At 57.9% G+C, this 20,274-nt stretch carries 18 protein-coding genes; 12 read left to right on the top strand and 6 right to left on the bottom strand.

The window, feature by feature from the left end; genetic code table 11:
• Positions 1–154: 154 nt before the first annotated feature.
• The 9 genes from IP81_RS07350 to IP81_RS07310 are packed head-to-tail and all read left to right on the top strand — an operon-like array spanning position 155 to position 9,615.
• Positions 155–1,072: a ThuA domain-containing protein gene (locus IP81_RS07350; RefSeq protein WP_054107341.1), complete on the top strand. Its 918-nt coding sequence runs from the start codon at positions 155–157 to the stop codon at positions 1,070–1,072.
• Positions 1,069–2,208, top strand: a complete 1,140-nt coding sequence (locus tag IP81_RS07345) for a Gfo/Idh/MocA family protein (RefSeq protein ID WP_054107340.1) — start codon at positions 1,069–1,071, stop codon at positions 2,206–2,208. The genes IP81_RS07350 and IP81_RS07345 overlap by 4 nt, the downstream gene beginning before the upstream one ends.
• Before the next feature lie 11 nt (positions 2,209–2,219).
• Positions 2,220–3,266, top strand: coding sequence for a sugar phosphate isomerase/epimerase (locus IP81_RS07340; protein WP_054107339.1), 1,047 nt, complete (start codon positions 2,220–2,222; stop codon positions 3,264–3,266).
• Positions 3,267–3,292: 26 nt separating this feature from the next.
• Positions 3,293–4,579 carry a sugar MFS transporter gene (locus IP81_RS07335; RefSeq protein WP_054107338.1) on the top strand — a complete coding sequence of 429 codons (1,287 nt, stop codon included), beginning with the start codon at positions 3,293–3,295 and terminating at the stop codon, positions 4,577–4,579.
• A 4-nt stretch (positions 4,580–4,583) separates the two neighbouring features.
• On the top strand, positions 4,584–5,444 hold the full coding sequence (locus IP81_RS07330) for a sugar phosphate isomerase/epimerase (RefSeq protein ID WP_054107337.1): 861 nt from the start codon (positions 4,584–4,586) through the stop codon (positions 5,442–5,444).
• 22 nt (positions 5,445–5,466) lie between these two features.
• Positions 5,467–6,090 carry a gluconate 2-dehydrogenase subunit 3 family protein gene (locus tag IP81_RS07325; RefSeq protein WP_054107336.1) on the top strand — a complete coding sequence of 208 codons (624 nt, stop codon included), beginning with the start codon at positions 5,467–5,469 and terminating at the stop codon, positions 6,088–6,090.
• 13 nt (positions 6,091–6,103) lie between these two features.
• Entirely contained in the window at positions 6,104–7,792 is a 1,689-nt protein-coding gene (locus IP81_RS07320; RefSeq protein ID WP_369800719.1) for a GMC family oxidoreductase, read from the top strand.
• Positions 7,789–8,910 carry a ThuA domain-containing protein gene (locus IP81_RS07315; RefSeq protein WP_231626262.1) on the top strand — a complete coding sequence of 374 codons (1,122 nt, stop codon included), beginning with the start codon at positions 7,789–7,791 and terminating at the stop codon, positions 8,908–8,910. Before IP81_RS07320 ends, IP81_RS07315 begins: the two co-directional genes overlap by 4 nt.
• 18 nt (positions 8,911–8,928) lie before the next feature.
• Complete coding sequence (locus IP81_RS07310) at positions 8,929–9,615, top strand: TetR/AcrR family transcriptional regulator (protein ID WP_054107334.1); 687 nt, start codon at positions 8,929–8,931, stop codon at positions 9,613–9,615.
• Here the strand turns inward: IP81_RS07310 and IP81_RS07305 are convergent.
• Entirely contained in the window at positions 9,612–10,460 is an 849-nt protein-coding gene (locus tag IP81_RS07305) for an SGNH/GDSL hydrolase family protein (protein ID WP_054107333.1), read from the bottom strand. The genes IP81_RS07310 and IP81_RS07305 overlap by 4 nt on opposite strands.
• 104 nt (positions 10,461–10,564) lie before the next feature.
• On the opposite strand from IP81_RS07305, the gene IP81_RS07300 reads away from it, so the two are divergent.
• Together IP81_RS07300 and IP81_RS07295 are read left to right on the top strand one after the other, a co-directional pair.
• Positions 10,565–11,227 carry a TetR/AcrR family transcriptional regulator gene (locus IP81_RS07300; RefSeq protein WP_197274561.1) on the top strand — a complete coding sequence of 221 codons (663 nt, stop codon included), beginning with the start codon at positions 10,565–10,567 and terminating at the stop codon, positions 11,225–11,227.
• The gene (locus IP81_RS07295) at positions 11,224–13,536 is read left to right on the top strand and encodes an arylsulfatase (protein ID WP_054107331.1); all 2,313 of its coding nucleotides are present in this window, start codon (positions 11,224–11,226) and stop codon (positions 13,534–13,536) included. The genes IP81_RS07300 and IP81_RS07295 overlap by 4 nt, the downstream gene beginning before the upstream one ends.
• Positions 13,537–13,554: 18 nt before the next feature.
• Here the strand turns inward: IP81_RS07295 and xylA are convergent, their stop codons facing one another.
• Together xylA and xylB are read right to left on the bottom strand one after the other, a co-directional pair.
• Positions 13,555–14,868 (bottom strand): xylose isomerase, encoded by a 1,314-nt coding sequence (gene xylA / locus IP81_RS07290; protein ID WP_054107330.1) that lies wholly within the window; start codon positions 14,866–14,868, stop codon positions 13,555–13,557.
• An 11-nt stretch (positions 14,869–14,879) separates the two neighbouring features.
• Positions 14,880–16,319, bottom strand: a complete 1,440-nt coding sequence (xylB, locus tag IP81_RS07285; RefSeq protein WP_054107329.1) for a xylulokinase — start codon at positions 16,317–16,319, stop codon at positions 14,880–14,882.
• A gap of 163 nt (positions 16,320–16,482) precedes the next feature.
• Between xylB and IP81_RS07280 the strand changes: the two genes are divergently transcribed.
• Positions 16,483–17,499, top strand: a complete 1,017-nt coding sequence (locus tag IP81_RS07280) for a LacI family DNA-binding transcriptional regulator (protein ID WP_231626261.1) — start codon at positions 16,483–16,485, stop codon at positions 17,497–17,499.
• 115 nt (positions 17,500–17,614) lie between these two features.
• On the opposite strand, the gene IP81_RS07275 is transcribed toward IP81_RS07280, so the two are convergent.
• The 3 genes from IP81_RS07275 to IP81_RS07265 all read right to left on the bottom strand — a co-directional run bounded on the left by IP81_RS07275 (position 17,615) and on the right by IP81_RS07265 (position 20,272).
• Positions 17,615–18,259, bottom strand: coding sequence for an NADPH-dependent F420 reductase (locus IP81_RS07275; protein ID WP_054107328.1), 645 nt, complete (start codon positions 18,257–18,259; stop codon positions 17,615–17,617).
• A gap of 139 nt (positions 18,260–18,398) precedes the next feature.
• The gene (locus tag IP81_RS07270; protein WP_054107327.1) at positions 18,399–18,845 is read right to left on the bottom strand and encodes an Rrf2 family transcriptional regulator; all 447 of its coding nucleotides are present in this window, start codon (positions 18,843–18,845) and stop codon (positions 18,399–18,401) included.
• A gap of 119 nt (positions 18,846–18,964) precedes the next feature.
• A complete protein-coding gene (locus IP81_RS07265; RefSeq protein WP_054107326.1) occupies positions 18,965–20,272 on the bottom strand; it encodes a TIM barrel protein in 1,308 nt (435 codons plus the stop codon).
• Positions 20,273–20,274 lie beyond the last annotated feature (2 nt).

Here is a 20,274-nt window from a genome sequence, read left to right as displayed (position 1 = left end):
GTTAGAGCAGCACGCAGCACTAGCCAAGAGGTTAATCGAACGCTATCGGTCGATTAGATAAAACGCGAATCGGGAGAAGCGTGATGCGTGGTATTCTGCGCATCACTTGCGCCGGGATGTTCAGCGTTTCGTTTGCTGGAGGCAAGAGCCGTTCATGTTGCGCAAGATCATCAAGATAGTTCTTTGGGTATTGCTGGCGCTCGCCGCGATTTTTGCATTCAACGTCTGGCGAAACTGGGACACCATCCAACGTGTGATGCTCGGTGGGTTGAAGGTTTATGAAACCACCCCGCCAACGCTTCCTGCACAAATCAACCGGCCCGCAATACTGGTTTTCTCCAAAACCAACGGTTTCCGCCATGAAGAGGCTATCCCGGCGGGCAATACGCTGTTTGCCAAACTCGCCAAGGACAACGGCTGGGGCTATTTCCAGACCGAAAATGGCGCGACCTTTTCGCCCGCCATTCTGGCGCGCTTCGATGCGGTGATTTTCAACAATACCAGCGGCGATGTGTTCACGCCCGAACAACGCGCCGCGTTCAAGGCGTTTGTCGAAGGCGGTGGCGGTTACGTTGGCATTCATGCAGCAGGCGATAACTCGCATGAAGCTTGGGAATGGTATGTCGATAATGTAATCGGCACGCACTTTATCGGGCATCCGATGGACCCGCAGTTCCAGAAGGCTACGATGCGCATCGAGGACCGCGACCACCCGGCCACGCGCAACCTGCCCGCCACGGTTGAACGCACCGATGAATGGTATTCGTTCGACAAATCGCCGCGCCGCCGCGGCATCACCGTTCTCGCCACGCTTGACGAGAAAACCTATGTGCAAAAAGGCCCGTTTGGCCAGGAGCTGGCTATGGGCAGCGATCACCCGATCGTCTGGAGTCGCTGCGTCGGTAAAGGCCGGATGCTTTATTCAGCCGGTGGCCATACTGCCTCGTCGTTCAGCGAATCGGAATTTAGCGGCATGTTGACCGGCGGCGTGCGCTGGGCGCTGAAGCTGGAAGGTGAGGGCTGCTCACCCAACGTGGCACAGAACACGGCTGCGGAAAGCGGCAAGCCATGAAGCCCGTCCGTTATGGCATGATTGGCGGCGGGCAAGGCGCGTTCATTGGCGCTGTCCATCGCACCGCTGCTGCTATTGCCGGCAATTGGGAACTGGTTGCCGGGGCATTTTCGGCCTCCGCAGAAAAGTCCCTGGCATCAGGCAAGCAGCTCGGTGTCGATCCTGCGCGGGTCTATGGTTCATGGGCGGAAATGCTCGAACGCGAGGCAGCACTTGCGGTGGGTGAACGGATCGAGGCCGTATCGATCGTCACGCCAAATCACGCGCACGCAGCGCCCGCGATCGCAGCGATGGAGGCAGGGTTTGATGTCATCATCGACAAGCCGCTAGCCCACAGCATTGAGGCGGCGCTGGCGATTGCCGATGCCGCAACCCGCACGGGACGATTGATTGCCATCACGCACACTTACACCGGCTATCCACTGGTCAAACAAGCGCGCCGGTTGGTGACGTCAGGCCAGTTCGGCAAAGTCCGGCGCGTGGCTGTAAAGTACACGCAAGACTGGCTTTCGCGCGCGGCCGACCTTGAAAACAACAAGCAAGCCGCATGGCGTGTCGATCCAGCGCTGTCGGGTGAGGCTGGCGCGTTTGGCGATATCGGCACCCATGCGGCGAACTTGATTGAATTCATAACAGGCGAACGAATTGTCTCGATTTGCGCGGAACTGACCATGTTGGAAGGGCGCCGGATTGATGATGATGGCGCAGCGCTTTTGCGATTGTCCGGCGGCGGCAAGGGGACTTTGACTGCAAGTCAAGTGCTGGTCGGCGATATCAATGACCTTGCCATCAATGTGTGGTGTGATGAAGCGGGGCTGCATTGGCGGCAGGAAGAGCCCAACACCATGCGCATCGCCTATCGCGACCGGCCCACCGAAATCTGGAATGCGGGTGCTAACCGGGCTTATCTTGCGTCTGATATTCTGGCGATCCAGCGCACACCCGCAGGCCACCCCGAGGGCTACCTTGAGGCCTTCGCCAACATCTATGCGGCTTTCGGTGCGAAAATTCGGGGAAGCGACACCAGTGGTGACGAACCCGGTTTTGCCACCATACATGATGCGCTCGCGGGCATGAACTTCCTGCGCGCCAGCCTCAAATCCAGCCGCGATGGCGCGGTTTGGACCGATCTTTGAAAGGGACTGCCATGAAGGGCCCAGCGATCTTTCTTGCGCAATTCGCAAGCGATGAAGCGCCATTCAATTCGCTGGATTCCATTACCCGGTATATGGCTGATCTCGGCTACAAGGGTGTGCAAATCCCCACGTGGGACGCGCGCTTGTTTGATCTGAAGCTAGCCGCCGAAAGCCAGGATTACGTTGACGAAATTAAGGGCATTTGTGCGCAAAATGGCGTCGAAGTGACCGAGTTGTCGACGCATTTGCAAGGCCAACTCGTGGCAAGCCATCCTGCCTATGACCGCATGTTTGATGGCTTTGCTCCGGCCGATCTACACGGAAATGTTGCAGCGCGCACCGAATGGGCCGTGCAGCAATTGCATCTTGCAGCAAAGGCTAGCCGCCGCTTTGGCTTAAAAGCGCACGCTACTTTTTCCGGTGCGTTGCTGTGGCATACGTTTTATCCGTGGCCGCAGCGTCCAGCAGGGCTGGTGGAAGAAGGCTTTGCTGAACTCGCACGCCGCTGGACGCCTATCCTGAATGCGTTTGACGAAAACGGCGTCAATGTTTGCTACGAATTGCACCCCGGTGAAGATTTGCATGACGGGGTGACCTTCGAACGCTTCCTGGCGGCAGTCGGCAATCACCCGCGTGCCAATATTCTCTATGATCCCAGCCACTTCATGTTGCAGCAGCTTGATTATCTGGCGTTCATCGATTTCTATCATGACCGCATAAAAGCGTTTCATGTCAAAGATGCCGAGTTCCGGCCGAACGGTAAAGCCGGGGTCTACGGCTCATATTCGGGATGGGCAGATCGTCCGGGCCGTTTCAGATCATTGGGTGATGGCCAGATCGATTTCACCGGCATCTTCACCAAGTTGACGCACTACGGCTACGATGGCTGGGCCGTACTGGAATGGGAATGTGCCTACAAGCATCCGGAACAGGGCGCAGCCGAAGGCGCTCCGTTCATCGCCCGCCACATGATCCGCAAGGCCGACAAGGCCTTTGACGATTTTGCCAGAACTGGCGCTGACATTGGCCTCGTTCGCCAAGTGCTTGGCTTGCAATAAATACTGCGATGAGGGGGAGAACGACCATGGAAAATACAGCAGCCGGGAAAAAATCGATCTTCTGGATATGCGTTCTGGCGCTTTTCATTGCGGCGCTCGCCAACGCGGTGCGCGCAGGCGCTGCGGGCGCGATGAAGGTCGCACTTCTCGATCCGATCGATGCGCAGCATTCGGGCGAGATGATCGGCACTGTGCTTGGCAATTCGTTCCTCGGATTTGCGCTTAGTTTGCTGGTTATCAGTCCCCTGCTTGACCGTTTCGGTGCCAAGCGGGTGATCCTGTTTGCTGCTGCCTGCTACATTGTCGGACCCGCTTTGGTGCTGGGCGCTGGCGGCGCAGGGTCTTCAACGGTTTTGTTGCTAAACCTTGCCATGGTGATCTGGGGTTTCGGCTGGGGAGCGACAGAAGCCTCGATCAATCCCGTGATCGCAACGCTCTATTCCGATGACAAGACCGGTAAGCTCAACGCGCTCCACGCATGGTGGCCGGCTGGATTGATTGTCGGCGGGTTGATGAGCGTTGCGTTCTTCCAATGGCTCGATCTGCCATGGCAGGCACTGGTGGCCATCTGCATCATTCCGGGCGTCGTTCTGGCAATTTGGGCGATACGCCATTCGTTCCCCCAAACCGAAAGCAAGGTCGCAGGCGTTCCATTCGGCGAGATGATGGCCGAACCATTCAAACGACCCGGCTTCTGGGTGTTCTTTGCCATCATGTTCCTCACCGCATCTAGCGAACTTGCGCCGGGGGCTTGGGTGGATGTCACGCTAAGCCAGACGGTTGGGATGCCGGGCATCCTCGTGCTGGTCTATGTTTCGGCGATCATGTTCATTATGCGCCATTTTGCCGGAGCCCTAGACCAGCGCTTTTCCGACATGGGGCTGCTGCTGATGTGTACATTGCCCGCAAGCCTGGGCCTCTATCTGCTGAGCATTGCGAACTCTCCGGTGACGGCGCTTGTGGCCGCCACTGTATGGGCTTTCGGCGTATGCTTCATGTGGCCCACCATGTTGGCGGCGGTTTCACGGCGTTATCCCAAAAGCGGGCCTTGGGGGATCGGCCTGGTCGGCTTTGCCGGCGCTCTGGCGATCTATTTTGTGCTGCCGCAACTCGGCGCGATCTATGACACAGCCAAGCTGGAAAAGGCAGGCGGCGATGCCGCGTTTGCCGCCCTCCAATCAGGCAGCCCTGAACTTCAGCAAGTGCTTGCTTATGCTGCTGAGCAAAGCTTCCAAACCATAGCGCTGATCCCGATCGCGCTATTCTTTATCTTTGGTGCAGTTCGCCTTGTCGAACGCAACAGAAAGGCCTGATCCCATGAAAATCGGCATAAACATGCTATTGTGGACCGGCCATGTCGAGGTCGAACACGTGCCTATCCTCAAAGCCATTAAAGCCGAAGGCTATGATGGCGTAGAAATCCCGGTGTTCGATGTGAGCGATGAGGGGCACTACCGCTGGTTGGCAGGCGTGCTTGACGACATCGGGCTGGAACGCACCGTCGTGGCTTTGATCCCGGATGAGGCCCATAGCCCGATCTCTGAAGACCCTGCCTGCCGGACGCGCGCGGTCGATCATCTCAAGCGGGTTATTGATTGCACCGCAATACTGAGCGGCCAGGTGATCGCAGGCCCATGGTTCCAGCCGCTGGGCGTTTTCAGCGGCGACCGGCCGAGCGAGGCTGAACTCGACCGCTGCGCCGCCGTCCACCGCCAGGTCCTGCCACTTATGCGTCAGGCAGGGATCGCGCAAGGGCTTGAGCCGCTCAACCGTTTCGAAGCGCATCTGCTCAACACTTGCGAACAGGCGATTGCCTATGCCGCGCGGATTGGCGAGGGCGGTATCGGCATCCTTTACGATACATTCCATGCCAACATCGAAGAACGCGATCCGATTGCGGCGCTGCACGCGCTTCATGCATCAGGCAATCTTGTGCATGTCCACATTTCGGAAAATGACCGGGGCACGCCGGGGCACGGCCATGCCATGATCCGCGAGACGATCCATGCACTGCGCGCGCTGGGCTACGACCAGTGGCTGACGATCGAAGCTTTCGGACGAGGGGTGCCGGAGCTGGCTGCAGCAACACGCGTTTGGCGCAATTTCTTTGAAAGCCCTGAAGAAGTTTACCGCGAGGGCATCAGCTACATTCGCCAGTGCTGGGATGAAGCTGCCTGATCCGTCCATGGAGGACCGAGTAATGAAGAACCCGATGCTTATTGATCGCCGCACATTGATCGAACGTGCACTTATGCTTGTGGGGGCAGGCGCTGCTGCCGGCACATTTTCGGCCTCCGCGCTGGCCTCTGCTGCGGCGCGGACCAAGCCCTATCTGGATAGCGCCACGTTTGCGCTGCTGACCGCCGTAGCCGATACGATTGTTCCGCGTACCGACACCGCAGGGGCCATCGACGCCAAGGTGCCTGCAACTATCGACGCATTGCTGGTCAATTGGGCCTCGGGCGAACGCCGCTATCAGCTATCGCAGGCTCTTGTCGAAATCGATGGTCTTGCGCACACTGCCCACGGCAAAGGCTTTGCTCAGTTGTCTGCGACAGAACGATTGGCTCTGCTCAAAAGCCATGATGAGGCAGCGCTAAAGGTTGGTGCCGTTCAAGCGCCGCGATCAATCAAGAACATCATGGCAGGTCCCGCGTTCGCAAATCCGGGCTATGGCAAGCTCAAAGAACTGATCGTGCTGCTTTATTACATATCCGAGCCTGCCTTGACGCAAGAGTTATCCTATATCCACGCGCCCGGCGAATGGCAGCCGTCGATCCCCGTAACATCTGAGACTCGCCCCGCCGCTGGCGGCATGTTCTAATCAGAGGAATTACATGATGTTTGACGCTATTGTCATCGGTTCGGGCATGAGCGGCGGAATCGCCGCAAAGGAATTGTGCGAACGCGGGCTCAAGACCCTTGTCCTGGAACGCGGCCGCAAGATGGAGCACGGTACGTCCTATACCGACTGGATGCAGCCATGGGACATTCCCAATGCCGGGATGATCCCCGAAGAGGAACTGGCGCGCGATTATCCTGTGCAAAGCCAGTGCTATGCCGTCAGCACGGCGACCAAGCAATACTGGGTAAAAGACAGCGAACACCCCTATACCACCCCTGAAAACAAGCCGTTTTCGTGGATACGCGGCAATCATCTCGGCGGGCGATCGTTGATGTGGGGACGGCAAAGCTATCGCATGTCTCCACAGGATTTCGAGGCAAACGCCAAGGACGGGCATGGCTCGGACTGGCCGATCCGCTATGAAGATCTGGCCCCATGGTACGACCATATCGAACGCTTCATCGGCGTTTCCGGATCGCGTGAAGGGCTTGAACAATTGCCCGATGGTGAGTTTCTGCCACCATTTGCGTTGAATGACGCCGAACTTTTGTTCAAAAAAGCTGTCGAGGACAAATTCCCCGGTCGCAAGGTGATCCCTGGCCGCGTTGCCAACTTGTCCAAAGCACAGCCGCACCACGAGGAACTGGGCCGCGGCAGTTGCCAGAACCGTTCATTATGCGAACGCGGGTGCAGCTTGGGCGCCTATCACTCCAGCCTCAGCTCCTCACTTCCAGCGGCAGAGCGCACCGGCAATCTGACGATCATCACCGATGCCATCGTCCATTCGATCGTGCACGATCCCAAAACCGGCAAAGCCACCGGCGTGCGGGTTATTGATTCCAACACCGGCGCCGGGCAGACTTATGAGGCCAAGGTCATCTTCAGCTGCGCATCGTCCATCGGCACCGCCCAGATCTTGCTCAATTCCAAGTCTGATGCCATGCCGAACGGTCTGGCCAATACGTCTGGCATGGTCGGGCGTAATCTGATGGATCACCTTTATGCCCTGACTGTTGCAGGGATCATGCCACAAGGCCCTGACACTTATTATCACGGACGGCGGCCAACCGGTCTTTACATTCCGCGGTTCCGCAACGTGACCGAAGACGGCGAATTTCTGCGCGGTTATGGGTATCAGGGCGCAGCCTCGCGCATGAGTTGGCGCAACGCAGCGCTTGGTAAACCCGGGCTTGGGGCTGAACTCAAAGACCGCACCCGTAAGCTTGGGCCGTGGATGGTTCATATCTCAGGCTTTGGCGAAATGCTGCCGAACCCCGAAAACCGCGTCACGCTGAACGCAAACAAGGTGGACAAGTGGGGAATGCCTACGGTGCACATCGAATGTAGCCATGGTGAGAATGAGCGCAAGATGGCCAAACACATCATCACCGATGCCAAGGCTATGATCGAAGCTGTGGGCGGCATAGTAGTCAGTACAATGACAGAGCCCGGCACGCCGGGTCTTGGCATTCATGAAATGGGCACGGCTTGCATGGGCAAGGACCCCAGAACTTCGGTGCTTAACAAGCACAACCAAGCGCACGACGTGCCCAACCTGTTCGTCACCGATGGCGCCGCAATGGCATCTGGCGGCTGTCAGAACCCATCGTTGACATACATGGCGCTTTCGGCGCGCGCCGCCGATACTGCGACGAAATTCCTGAAAGAAGGCTTGTTGTGAAGCAGGAGTTCCACAAGTTGCTCGCTGGCGCGCTGGCATTGTATGCCCTCACTCCGGGCTGGGCATTGGGAAAGCCGGTGACCGATTGCCCGCTGCGCGATGCGCCGTTCTCGGCAGAATCGCCGCTAATCGATATTTTGCTCAATCCGCAGGCAAAGGCGATTCTGGAAAAGACAAGCGGGCGTTCGTTCGACAAAGGTCCGGCTGCTTTTGTCGGTACGAAACCGCCAACATTCGCCGCTATTCTCACTTTGCGTTCGGCAGCAATGTTTACAGGGCTCAAGCCCGAAGCCCTGCCTGATCTTGACGCTGAGTTGCGCAGAGTGCCCGTGACCCAAGCGGATAAGATCGCCCGCTGCGAACGCTACGATAACGATGTGCCGAAGTTTGCGCCCGGTATCGGAAAACCGCGCATCCTCCTGTTTGAAAAGATCAACGGCTTCCGCGATTCCCCGTCGGTCGATGCCGCCCATGCTGCGTTTATCGCTATGGGTCAGCGCAATGGCTGGTCGGTTGCGACGACTGACAAAGGTGGGGCGATCAACGCTAGAACACTCAAGCAGTTTGACGTGGTGGTTTGGAACAACATCAGTGGCGATGTGCTGACATTGTCGCAGCGCAAAGCCTTTCAAAAATACATCGACGGCGGCGGTGGATTCTTCGCAGTCCATGGTTCGGCAGGCGATCCTGCGTATTTCTGGGACTGGTATGCAGACCGCCTGATCGGCGCGCGGTTTTTGGCACATCCGATGGCCCCGCAGTTCCAGGAAGCGCGCATTGTCACCGATAAAGCGCACCTGATTGCCGCCGGATTGCCAATGGAATGGAAGATGACCGATGAATGGTATTCCTTCAAAACCAACCCGCGCAGCGTCGGCGCAAAAGTCATCCTGACGCTGGACGAGAGCAGCTATAGCCCTGTGGGTCCGCGTGGCGCCGATTTGAAGATGGGCGATCATCCGCTAGCCTGGACCAATTGTGTGGGGAAGGGCCGGATGTTCTATTCTGCAATCGGTCATCTGCCCGAGACGTATATCCAGCCGCAACACTTGGCAATGCTTGAAGCTGCGATGCGTTGGGTTGCCCTAGACCGGAAGGCTTGTGCTGGGAACCCGTGAGTTTTAAAGCGGCACGCCATGGCTACATCGCACACTGCCTTTTTGATTGCTCCCGCACAGTTGCCAAAGAAACGGCGCGCGGGCAGGCCCACGGCCGCGCGCGTAGCCGAAATTGACCGGATCATCCTTGATGCGGCTCAGCAGTTGTTTCTGGATGAAGGGGTAGATGCGACAAGCATGGATAGGGTGTCCACCGCCGCTGCCATTTCAAAAGGCACGCTCTACGCCCGCTACGCCAGCAAAGATGCTTTGTTGGGCGCCGTGCTCGACCGCCTGATCAAACAAATGGACGAACGCGCAAGCGCAACGAATGATTTGCTGCCTGTTGGACTCCGCCCCCGCTTGATCGAATATGTGCGCCGTCTGGGTGAACAGCTGGGCTGGAGTGAATACCTCCAGCTTAACCGACTGGTGGCCAGCGCATCAAAGGCCAATCCTGACATTGCGCGGCTCAGTAGCGAGAATGCGCTGGCAGGATATGTGCGAACTTTGGCGACCGAAATGGAACGCGCTGCAGACCACCCCCGGCCCGAAGCCGTCGATTGGACCGCGCTGGCCAATCTGCTGATTTATGGAATCACTGGATGGTATCACAACACTGTTGGCCGCAAAACCGTCGAAGCAGCAGACTTCAGCGCCTATTCCGAAACGGTCGTCGATGCGATCATCGCTTTGATTGACCGCAAAAGGTCGGCGCTCGTCTAACCCACAAGTTTGCTGGCGAGAGCCCGCGCAATACCACGCATTCCGGCATTATTGGGGTGCCACGGCGCAGTGCCGGGTGTCATCAGTGTACCAATGCTCCACGGATCGGCATCGCAAGGCGTATGCTGTTTTGAAAGCTCCCCCGCATTAAGCAGTTCTGCGCCACTTTCATGCGCGGCTTTTGCCGTCACTGCGGCAAATTGTGCTGCAATCTGGCGCATTGTTTGCGCACTTGCATCTGTCATTGGAACTGATGAGCAAAGCTTGCCTTCGGGAACCAGCGTAACGTAATCAACAAACACTAGCTTGGCTTTCGGCGCGCGCAGACGCACTTCATCAGCAATTTTGCGCAAGTCTGCTTCAAGCTTGGTCCAATCGGCATTTGTGGGGATCAGTAGCGGCGGACATACGCGCTGCATTTTAACGCTGTCACACGTGGCGACGTACAAGTTGCGCACATAGTTGATATCATTGCCGCCAATAGTGATCGTCACCAACCGTGTTTCAGGCGTCAGCGCATCAATTTGCGGCGACAGTTCGTTCCAAGGGCCAAGGATATGCGCGGTGGTGGCACCGCTGCACGTGGCGTCGATCAGGTTCAACTTCAGTCGCGCCGCCAATAGCGAAGGGTAGCTACCGTTATCGCGGCTGCAACGCTTTGGCATATCGGGCTTTGGCTGGCCAAGGTCAGGTCCGGCAGCATAAGAACTGCCCATCGCCACATAGGTCGCGCCCGCTTTCAACGATTGGCGGGAAATATCGACAGAGCCCGCGCAAGACACCAGCGCAAGTGCGGCGCCAAGGCCCGTCAGTTTGCACGCAACCTGCTTTTGCAGCTCAAACATTTATGCCCCCAACTTGTATCGCCAGCCTCAAAATTCTGGCCGCTTGACTAAATTAAGGCATATGCCTCATAACCCGCAACGTCAAGGTAAGGAGCGCCCAGCCATTGCGCAAACGGCATGATCCACGAAGAGAAGCGACTAGCGATGCCTTAGTGGAAGCGGCTGAACGGCTGTTTGCCGCGCACGGCGTTGACGGTGTTTCAACCCGTCAACTGGCCATGGCGATCGGCTCGGCAAACAATAACGTCGTCACGTATTACTTCGGCAGCAAAGAAGCGCTGGTCGAAGCCGTCTATCGCCACCGATTGCCAGCCATTGACCAACGCCGCGGTGAGCTTTTGTGTGCAGCGGAGGTGGCTGAAACAGACGACAACCTGCTGGTCCTGATGCGCGCCTTTGCATTGCCGCTGTTCGAACAGACGGATCTGGATGGGCAGCATTCGTATGCCCGCTTTGTGGCCGCAATTGAACGTTCCGGCATGATCGAAACGCGAGGCGGGATGGATGCGGATTTCCCTGAAACTGCCACCTTGGTGCGGCGGATCGCCACATTAATGCCCCGAAAGTCCACCTTCGAAATTGACGCACACACACGCATCCGCCTCGCCGTCGCGCTGATCGTCGCAGCCCTCCAGATTGCCGATCAAAGCGAGCAGCGTTCAGTTGCGCAAACACAAAACCTTTTTGAAACAGCGCTGGTCATGGCCACAGCAGGCCTTGCCGCGTCCGTACCATCTAACGAAGTCGCCGAAGGATCCAGTCTATGAAGCTTCGTTTCCTGCTGACTTCATGCCTCGCCCTGTCAGCTGCCGCCCCGCTGCTAGCTCAAGACCGCACCGTCCTGCCAATACCGCCCGCGCCGTTCGACGGCGTTGTGGCCGAGAACATTCTTGACGCCAAATTGCCGACCAACCAGTCTTTGCGCGCGCCACAGGGGGCGCCCAACGTATTGTTATTCATGGCAGATGATGTAGGCTTTGCTATGTCGAGCGCTTTTGGCGGGCCTGTACCAACGCCCAATTTTGACCGGCTCGCGGCCAATGGCCAGCGCTACAACCGCTTCCACACCACCGGTATCTGCTCTCCCACACGCGCGGCACTGCTTACCGGACGCAACAACCACAACATGGGCGTAGGGCATTTGAGCGATACGCCGACCGGCTTTCCCGGCTATACCGGCGCAATCGGGCCGCAGACGGCAACGATTGCGCAAGTGCTTCGCCTGAACGGTTACAGCACCGCAATGTTTGGCAAGCATCACAACCTGCCAAACGGCGATGACAGTGCGGCAGGGCCGTTTGATTTTTGGCCGACAAGCCTCGGTTTTGAATACTTTTTCGGCATCGTTGCAGGCGATTCAGACCAGTATAATCCTAACTTGTATCGCGGAACTAATCGCGTTGATCCCGATGAGGGGAAGGGCCGGATGCTGGAACAACGCTTGGCTGATGACATCATAAGCTGGGTGCATAACCAGAAAGCTGCCGCTCCGGAAAAACCGTTCTTTGCCTATTATGCGCCCGGATCAACCCATGCGCCGCATCAAGCACCGCAGGAACACATCACGCGCTTTCATGGCCAGTTCGATCAAGGCTGGGACAAGGTGCGCGAGGACAGCTTTAAGCGGCAGATCAAAGCAGGGATCATCCCTAAAGGCACCAAGTTGACGCCGCGCCCCGCGCAGATCCCAGCCTGGGATTCTCTGACCGCGCAAGAAAAGGCCTTTGCGATCCGTACAATGGAGGTGGCCGCAGCGCAGTTGGCATATCAGGATGAACAGTTTGGCCTAGTGATAGCAGAACTTGAACGGATGGGCTTGTCAGACTCCACCCTTATCATGGCGATTCAGGGGGACAATGGTGCAAGCGGCGAGGCTGGGCCGCATGGTACGGTAAATGAGTTGCAGCATATCAACGGCTTGAAGGAAGCACCCGAATGGCTCGCCGCCAATGTCCAGAAGCTTGGCGGCCCGATGACATACCAGAACTATCCAGTGGGATGGGCATGGGCGATGAACGCGCCACTGCGCTGGGTAAAGCAAAACCCATCGATGCTAGGCGCGATCCGCAACGGCATGATCGCCAGTTGGCACGGCAAGATTGCGCAGACAGGCACAGTATGTGGCGAATTCGGCCATGTCGTTGATATTGCGCCAACGATTTATCAAGCCGTCGGTATTCCTGCCCCGACCCTAGTGAACGGTGTGGCGCAAAAGCCGGTAGACGGGCAAAGCCTGCTGCCCAGCCTTGCGGCATGTGCGCCCGACAAGCCCCGCACGCAGTACTTCGAACTGAGCGGAATGCGCGGACTCTATCACGATGGTTGGTTCGCATCGCGCGATACCGGGCGCATGGCTTGGGAAAAAGTTCCGCCCGGCGGCCCTCGTGCCACGGGTGAATGGGAACTCTATGATCTGCGACGCGATTTTTCGCAAAACACGAATGTTGCCGCCGCAAACCCTGCCAAAATGCAGGAACTGGCGGAAATCTGGCAGCGTGAGGCCACCCGCAACAACGTTTTTCCGATGGATACGCGGTTTGGTGGCGCAAGAACGCTGATCCGTCCGGAAATGCGCAAACGCTATGATTTCTGGGGTAAGGACATTAGCCTGACCGCGCTGCGTTCACCCGTCTGGGTTGGCCGGTCCTATACGATCGAGGCCGACCTTGCGCCTGACAAGGCGGATGCCTCGGGCGTGGTCATGGCTGTCGGTAGCCACTTTGCGGGCTTTAGCCTGTTCCTCGATCAGGGACGGCCCGTGTTCGTTTACGCCCGCTCAACGCAGCCCGACCAGATTTTCAAGATCGCATCGGATAAGCCATTTGTGCCGGGCAACGGACTTTTACGCCTCCGGTTTGATTCCGAAGGCCCGTTCAAAGGCGGCAAGGTCACGATCCTGCAGGGCGAAAACGCCATGGCGGCAGGCCAGATCGGCGAGACATTCTTGAGCCCGTCGGGGCTTACCGAAACGCTCGACATCGGGAGGGATATCGGCGTTTCGGTAACAGATTATCGCACACCGCACGGCAATCTGGAGGGCGATGTGCGGCGGGTTTCGATCCTGTTTGATCGGTGACCTGTCCGGCCCCTTGCGTCAGACGCGGTTGATCAGGTTTTCGCACCATTCCTGACGACCCGATTGCCGCACCGGTGCAAGGTTGCGGTCTACCGCAAGATCGGCAATGGTGGCCAGAGTCGTGCCGTCTGCGTGGATTTTGCGGCCCAGCGCGCCTTGCCATCCGGCATAGCGCTGGCTGCGGAATGCATCCAGTTTGCCGTCTTCGATAACTGCCGCCGCCTTGACCAAAGCGTGGGCGATTGTATCGATCCCGCCGATGTGGCCATGGAACAAATCCACGGCATCAATGGATTGGCGGCGCACTTTGGCATCGAAGTTGAAGCCGCCATCGCTGAACCCGCCTGCACGGATAAGTTCGAGCATCGCCAGCGTCAGTTCTTCAACCGAATTGGGAAATTGATCGGTGTCCCAGCCATTCTGGTGATCGCCGCGATTGGCATCGATTGATCCGAAAATGCCCAGAGCGCGTGCCATTGCCAGTTCGTGTTCAAACGTATGGCCTGAAAGCGTCGCGTGATTCGCCTCGATATTGACTTTGACCTCGTTCTCCAGCCCGAACCGCTTGAGGAAGCCGTAAACGGTCTGCGTATCGAAATCATACTGATGCTTGGTCGGCTCGTGCGGCTTCGGCTCGATCAGGATAGTACCTTTAAAGCCGATGCGGTGCTTGTGATCAACGACGAGACTAAGGAAACGGCCGAAGTTCTCCTGCTCGATGCCAAGCTCGGTGTTGAGGATGGTGTCATAGCCTTCACGGCCACCCCACAACACATAATTTGCCCCTCCCAGACGGTGTGTCGCCTCCAACGCATCGCGCACTTGTGATGCGCCCCATGCCCAAACTTCTGGATCCGGATTGGTAGCAGCCCCTGCCATATACCGCGGGTGGCTGAACAGGTTGGCGGTGCCCCACAACAGCTTGCGGCCATGATGACTTTGCAGTTCTTCTAGATGATCGACAGCTTCGGCAAAGCTCTTGCGGAAATCGGCAATGCCGTCGGCTTCGGCCATCACATCGACATCATGGAAGCAATAGAAAGGCACATCCAGCTTTTCGACAAAAGCCAGTGCGGCTTCACGCTTCGCTTTGGCGGCTGCTGCGTCGTTGGGGCCGATAAGCCACGGGCGGGTGAACGTGCCTGCTCCAAATACATCGCTACCGGGCCAGCAGAACGTGTGCCACATGCACACCGCAAAGCGCAGATGGTCTTCCATGCGCTTGCCCAGAACCACGCGGTCTTTGTCATACCAGCGATAGGCAAGGTCATTGTCGCTATCTGGCCCTTCATAGCGGACCGTAGCAAAATCAGCGAAATAACTGGCAGACATGAGGTTTCCTTTCAGAGATCGCGGACTGTGCCGTAAGCAGCACGGAAGGCGGCGCGCTTCGGGGCAAGGCGCGCGGAGAGTTCGGAATCAGGTTCTATACTAAAGAGAAGGGGCGGGCGCTGGCACACCTCGGCTGGATTTGCGCCTGTGACGGCAATCTGTGCCAGCTTGGCTGCGCCAAGTGCAGGGCCGACTTCACCGCCTTCAAGATAATTCAACTGTACGTCCAGCACCGAAGCCAGAATTTTGCCCCAATGGCGGGATCGTGCACCACCACCGACCACCGACACCGCATCGATTACAGTTCCGGCTTCACGCAAGGCGTCCAACCCGTCAGCATGGGCAAAGGCCACGCCTTCAAGCACTGCTGCACCAAGGCGTGCGGGATCGGTTTCATTATCAAGGCGCATGAAAGCCCCGCGCACGTCTGGGTCGTTATGCGGTGTCCGTTCACCTGAAAGATAGGGCAGAAACAGTTCAGGCCCGCAGTCAGGACCGGCGGCCTCGGCGAGTGCCATTAGAGCGAGCACGTCCATTCCGGCCAGCCGAGCAGCCCAATCGATGCAACTGGCTGCTGACAAGTGCACGCTCATCTGATGCCATAAATCCGGCAGGCAATGGCAAAACGCATGGACCGCGCGCGCGGGGTTGGGCTGGAACTTGGCGGTCGTTACAAAGATCACGCCTGATGTCCCCAGCGAAAGCAGGGCATCGCCATCTGCCACAACGCCAACGCCTGCAGCACCCGCTGCGTTATCACCGCCGCCTGCAGCCACGGGCACACTGCCCATGCCCCAACGCGCGGCGGTTTGCGCCGATAGCGTGCCGGTAATCTCGCTCCCTTCATAAAGGCGCGGCATGTGATTGCGGGTGAGGCCGGTGGCGCCGAGCATGGCATCGGACCACTCGCGCGCGGCCACATCAAGCCAGAGCGTACCGGCGCTGTCCGCCATGTCGGATGCTTTATCGCCCGTCAGGCAAAGCCGCACATAGTCCTTGGGCAGCAACACAGTGCGGACTTGCGCAAAAAGGTCAGGTTCGTGGGCGCGCACCCAAGCAAGCTTGGGTGCGGTGAAGCCCGGCATCGCGATGTTACCGGTGATCGCCTGTGCACGCGGTTCGATCCGTTCAAGTTCCGCGCATTGGGCAAAGCTGCGACCATCGTTCCACAAGATGGCGGGCCGGAGCGGTTTGTCAGCAGCGTCCAGCAAGGTGGCGCCGTGCATCTGTCCGGCAAGCCCGATGCCTTCGACTACATGGCGCATCGCAGCCGGAAGGCCGAGGACTGCCGTATCCGTCGCCTGCATCCAGGCATCCGGATCCTGTTCTGACCATCCGGGGTGCGCACGACTTACCGATAATGGAGCACTGGCTTGCGCCGCAATTGTGCCGTCTGCTTCCAGCAAGGCAGCCTTTACGCCTGACGTGCCGATATCGATGCCAAGAAACATTGCTGACCTTTTCGCATACTCTCTACGGCAATGTTAGCGCTAACACAACCTATTTGGCAAGCACAGGTTTGCAAGCCACGATCAACCGGCTAGCTAAGGCACGATGGCACCGCGCGAAACATCCGGATTGGTACAGCAGGGGCGGCGAGGTGGTGAACGCAGTGTGACCCTGACTGATGTTGCCCGCCACGCCAGCGTTTCTGCCATGACCGTCAGCCGTGTGGTGAATGACGATCCGCGCGTAATTGATGTCACACGGCAAAAAGTGGCAAAGGCGATTTCTGAACTAGGTTATGTGCCAAATCGCGCCGCACGAAGTCTGGCGGGGAGGCGGCAAGTGCGGATCGCGCTGCTCCATACGAATCCCAGCGCTGCGTACCTTAGCGAACTGCTCATCGGCAGTCTGGAGCAGGCCAGTGTCAGCGATGCCATGCTGGTGGTCGAACAATTCAACCCGCCTGAAACCGCAAAGGCTCTTGCTGCCCGCTTGCGCAAATCCCGCATTGACGGAGTGATTTTGCCGCCACCGTTGTGTGATGACGCAAACCTGATTGCCGCACTTGACGCTGCCGGTCTGGAGTTTGCCCGCATAGCGACAGGCGCTCCCGGTCTGGGGGGAACTGTTATCACGATTGATGATGAGGCGGCAGCTTATGCGATGACGGCGCATCTGATCGCGCAAGGGCACATGCGCATTGGGTTGATAGCGGGCAATCCCAATCAAATGACCAGCGCATTGCGGGTAGGCGGATACGAAGCCGCTTTGGCCAAGGCTGGGATCGATCTTGATCCTGCGCTGATCGAAACCGGCGACTTTACGTATCGATCCGGCTTGCGGGCCGCCGAGCAGTTGCTTGCGCTTGCCCCGCGGCCTACCGCAATCTTTGCTTGCAATGATGATATGGCCGCCGCCGCTGTGGCTGTTGCACACCGTTGCGGCTTGGAGGTGCCGCACGATCTTTCGATCACAGGATTTGACGACACGGCAATGGCGCGCGCCATTTGGCCCGAATTAACAACAATCCGCCAACCTATTGCTGCCATGTCGCAAGCTGCGGTGTGTAGCCTGACCGAGGCTGTCCGGCAGGAAGCAGGCCGGCAGGGAGCAGGAGTCCCGCTTCAGCACCAGAGGCTGCAATTCGAACTTATCAAACGCGCATCTGACGGGCTAGCGCGCTGAGCAAAACCTCGGTTTAAAGTCGTTTTGGTATCTGCCGTGGTCACGCAGCCGAACGCAAACAACGTTGACCACCACTGGGGGCCTGTTTTGGAACAGGCCCACGCAGCGACCAGCATTAGATCTTGATGAAGTTGTGGTTCGATAGGGCACCGAACGGCAGTGAGGCTAGTGGGCCACCAACGTCTAGCGTCCCGAGATCAACCGGGAAGAAGCCTGTGTCTTCAATGACCTTGCGCACAGCCGCCTTAGCGGCTGCTTCATCACCTGAATAGAACAACACACGGTGGCCGCCAACAGTTTCGGGTTCAGACAGAACGTTTACATCAAGGTGGTTAAATGCCTTTACAACCCGCGCACCCGGAACAAATCCGCTGAATATTTCGCTTGAATGCCTAGTCCCAAGATCAATCGCCTTGATGCCATAAGCGGCCAGCGGATTGGCGGGGTCTCTGGTTTCGGGCGAACCTGGAACGAGGAATTCGACCGCATTCGTGCCGTCCACAACAATTCGGCCGTTCCATGCGGGCAGGGCACCCAGGACGCGTTCTGCGTCTGACCAGCGGATGGCGGCGATGACGATATCGGCGCTGGCGGCGTCCTTAACCGTGCCGGCGGTAATCGATCCGCCCAGTTCCTCCACAAGCGGAGCCAGCGATTCAGGGCCTCGGCTGTTGGAAATGATCGCGTGGATTCCTTTTCTGGCGAAAGCGCGCGCCAAGCTTGAACCCAGTGCGCCTGAACCGATAATGCCAATGCTCATGTCATTCTCCAGAAGCGGGGTTGGTTGCAGATCACCATCTGTCACCCCGGCGGGCAGATGGATCGGGAAGATTGGCCCGGCGTGAGCTTTTACCCTATATTTGTGCGTCGATGACGTAATGACATTTATGGCCAAAGCATCACCACACCAGTGGGATCGAGAACTTGCCCAGCCGCGCTACTTCCGTTGCTATATCGGCAATGGACGATGCTGCCAGCTCGCTCTCCATGGCGTGACGGGCCTGGGCAAGTACTGGCTGCATTGCGGCCAGAATGTTGCCGCCCACCGCACAGCTCTGGCAAGGCGGCGTGCGATGGGTCGAAAACAATTCCGTATCCTCAACCGCTTCGTAGACATCAATCAGCCTGATTTCATTTGAAGGCTTTGCCAACAAGGCCCCTCCGCCAGCGCCAAGCTGGGAGCGGGTCAGCCCTGCGTCATTCAGGCGGGACAGCAGCCCCCTGATAACCACTGCTCCAGTGTTGGCCGAGAATGCCAGGTCTTCGGACCGCATCGGCTTGCCATCACTGACTGCAAGCGCGGTCAACACATGAACCGCAACTGCAAAGCGTGTACTGGTTGGCATGACACTCTCCGTCTGTGTGTCGTTGTCACTATGACATACTTGTGGACCTGTCAACAATGTCCGTCAACTTGCAGGTTAGCGTGCAATCAACGTGACCTCACGCTAACCTGGATCGGGCATCAGACGATGCCCGCGCCCAGACCCACTGCTTTGCGTTCCTGCGCCTTGCGCTGCCGCCATCCGCTTTTCCGGTAAGCCGCCAGAACGTCAATAGCGCCACCTGCTTCGGCGCGCGCCTTGGCAATAATCGGGCTTACATCAACATTGTAGGCCCGGCGCAGTGCCTGGAACGCCATCATCGTGTCGTTCGATGCCTGCGCCTCATGCAGAGCCTCGCGATCCACCAGAACAGCCTTTGCAAAGCACTGGGCGATAGCTTCGGCCGACGACAGCATGGATTCAATCGGATCTGTCACGTTATGCGATTGGTCGATCATGTAACTGGGGTTGAAGCCCCCCTCACGCTCATTGGCGCGCGGATTGGCTTCTGCCTCTACAAGTTCATTGAACACGAGGAACAACTGGTGTGGGTTGATTGATCCTGAATCCAGATCGTCATCACCATACTTGCTGTCGTTGAAATGGAACCCGCCAAGCTTGCCGAAGCGGTGCAGGCGGGCCACGATCTGCTCGATATTCATATTCGGCGCATGGTGTCCCAGATCGACCAGACATTTGGCTTTGGGGCCAAGCTCTTGAGCGGCCAAAATCGAAGAACCCCAATCCGAGATCACGGTCGAATAAAAGGCCGGTTCGAACATCTTGTGTTCGAGCAGCATCTGCCAATCATCTGGCAAAGCGGCATAAACTTGTGAGGCTGCGTCGAGATAACGATCAAGGCTGCGGACAAAATCCTGCTGGCCGGGGAAGTTGGTACCATCCCCAACCCACACGGTCAGGTCGGTCGAACCGAGTTGGCGGCCAATTTCTATGCACTCGATATTGTGCTCCACCGCCTGTTGGCGCGTCGCCTCGATAGTCGAGGATAACGAACCGGTGCTGTAGCTGTGCGCCTGGCCCGGTTGATCCTGGAAGGTATTCGAATTGACCGCATCAAAGCCGAGGCCAAGGCTGGCCGCTTCCTCGCGCAAGCCGGCAAAATCGCTGACTTTGTCCCAAGGGAAATGCGGGCTTACGCGCGGCGTCATTTGCGATAGCTGGTTGATGACCGCGCAGTCGGCCAGTTTTTCGTGGATATTGGTGGGCTCACCTGGGATCGGGAACTTGGCAAAGCGCGTGCCGCCGCGTCCTGCGCCCCACGAAGGCACTGCGACGGAAAAATCGGCCAGGCGTGCTTTCACCGCTGCGATGTCAACACCTGTGCGCGCCAGCTTGCGGCCAAGGGCAGCGTAATCATCCTCCAGCGCGTCGGTGCGGACGGCATTGTGCTCTGCAATCAAATCGGCAGAAATGGGCAAATTGCTCATGT

The organism is Novosphingobium sp. AAP83 (assembly GCF_001295795.1).
In the GTDB taxonomy this organism is placed as follows: domain Bacteria; phylum Pseudomonadota; class Alphaproteobacteria; order Sphingomonadales; family Sphingomonadaceae; genus Novosphingobium.
The sequence above is the reverse complement of the archived record's forward strand: the minus strand, read 5'-3'. Positions and strand labels throughout refer to the sequence as shown.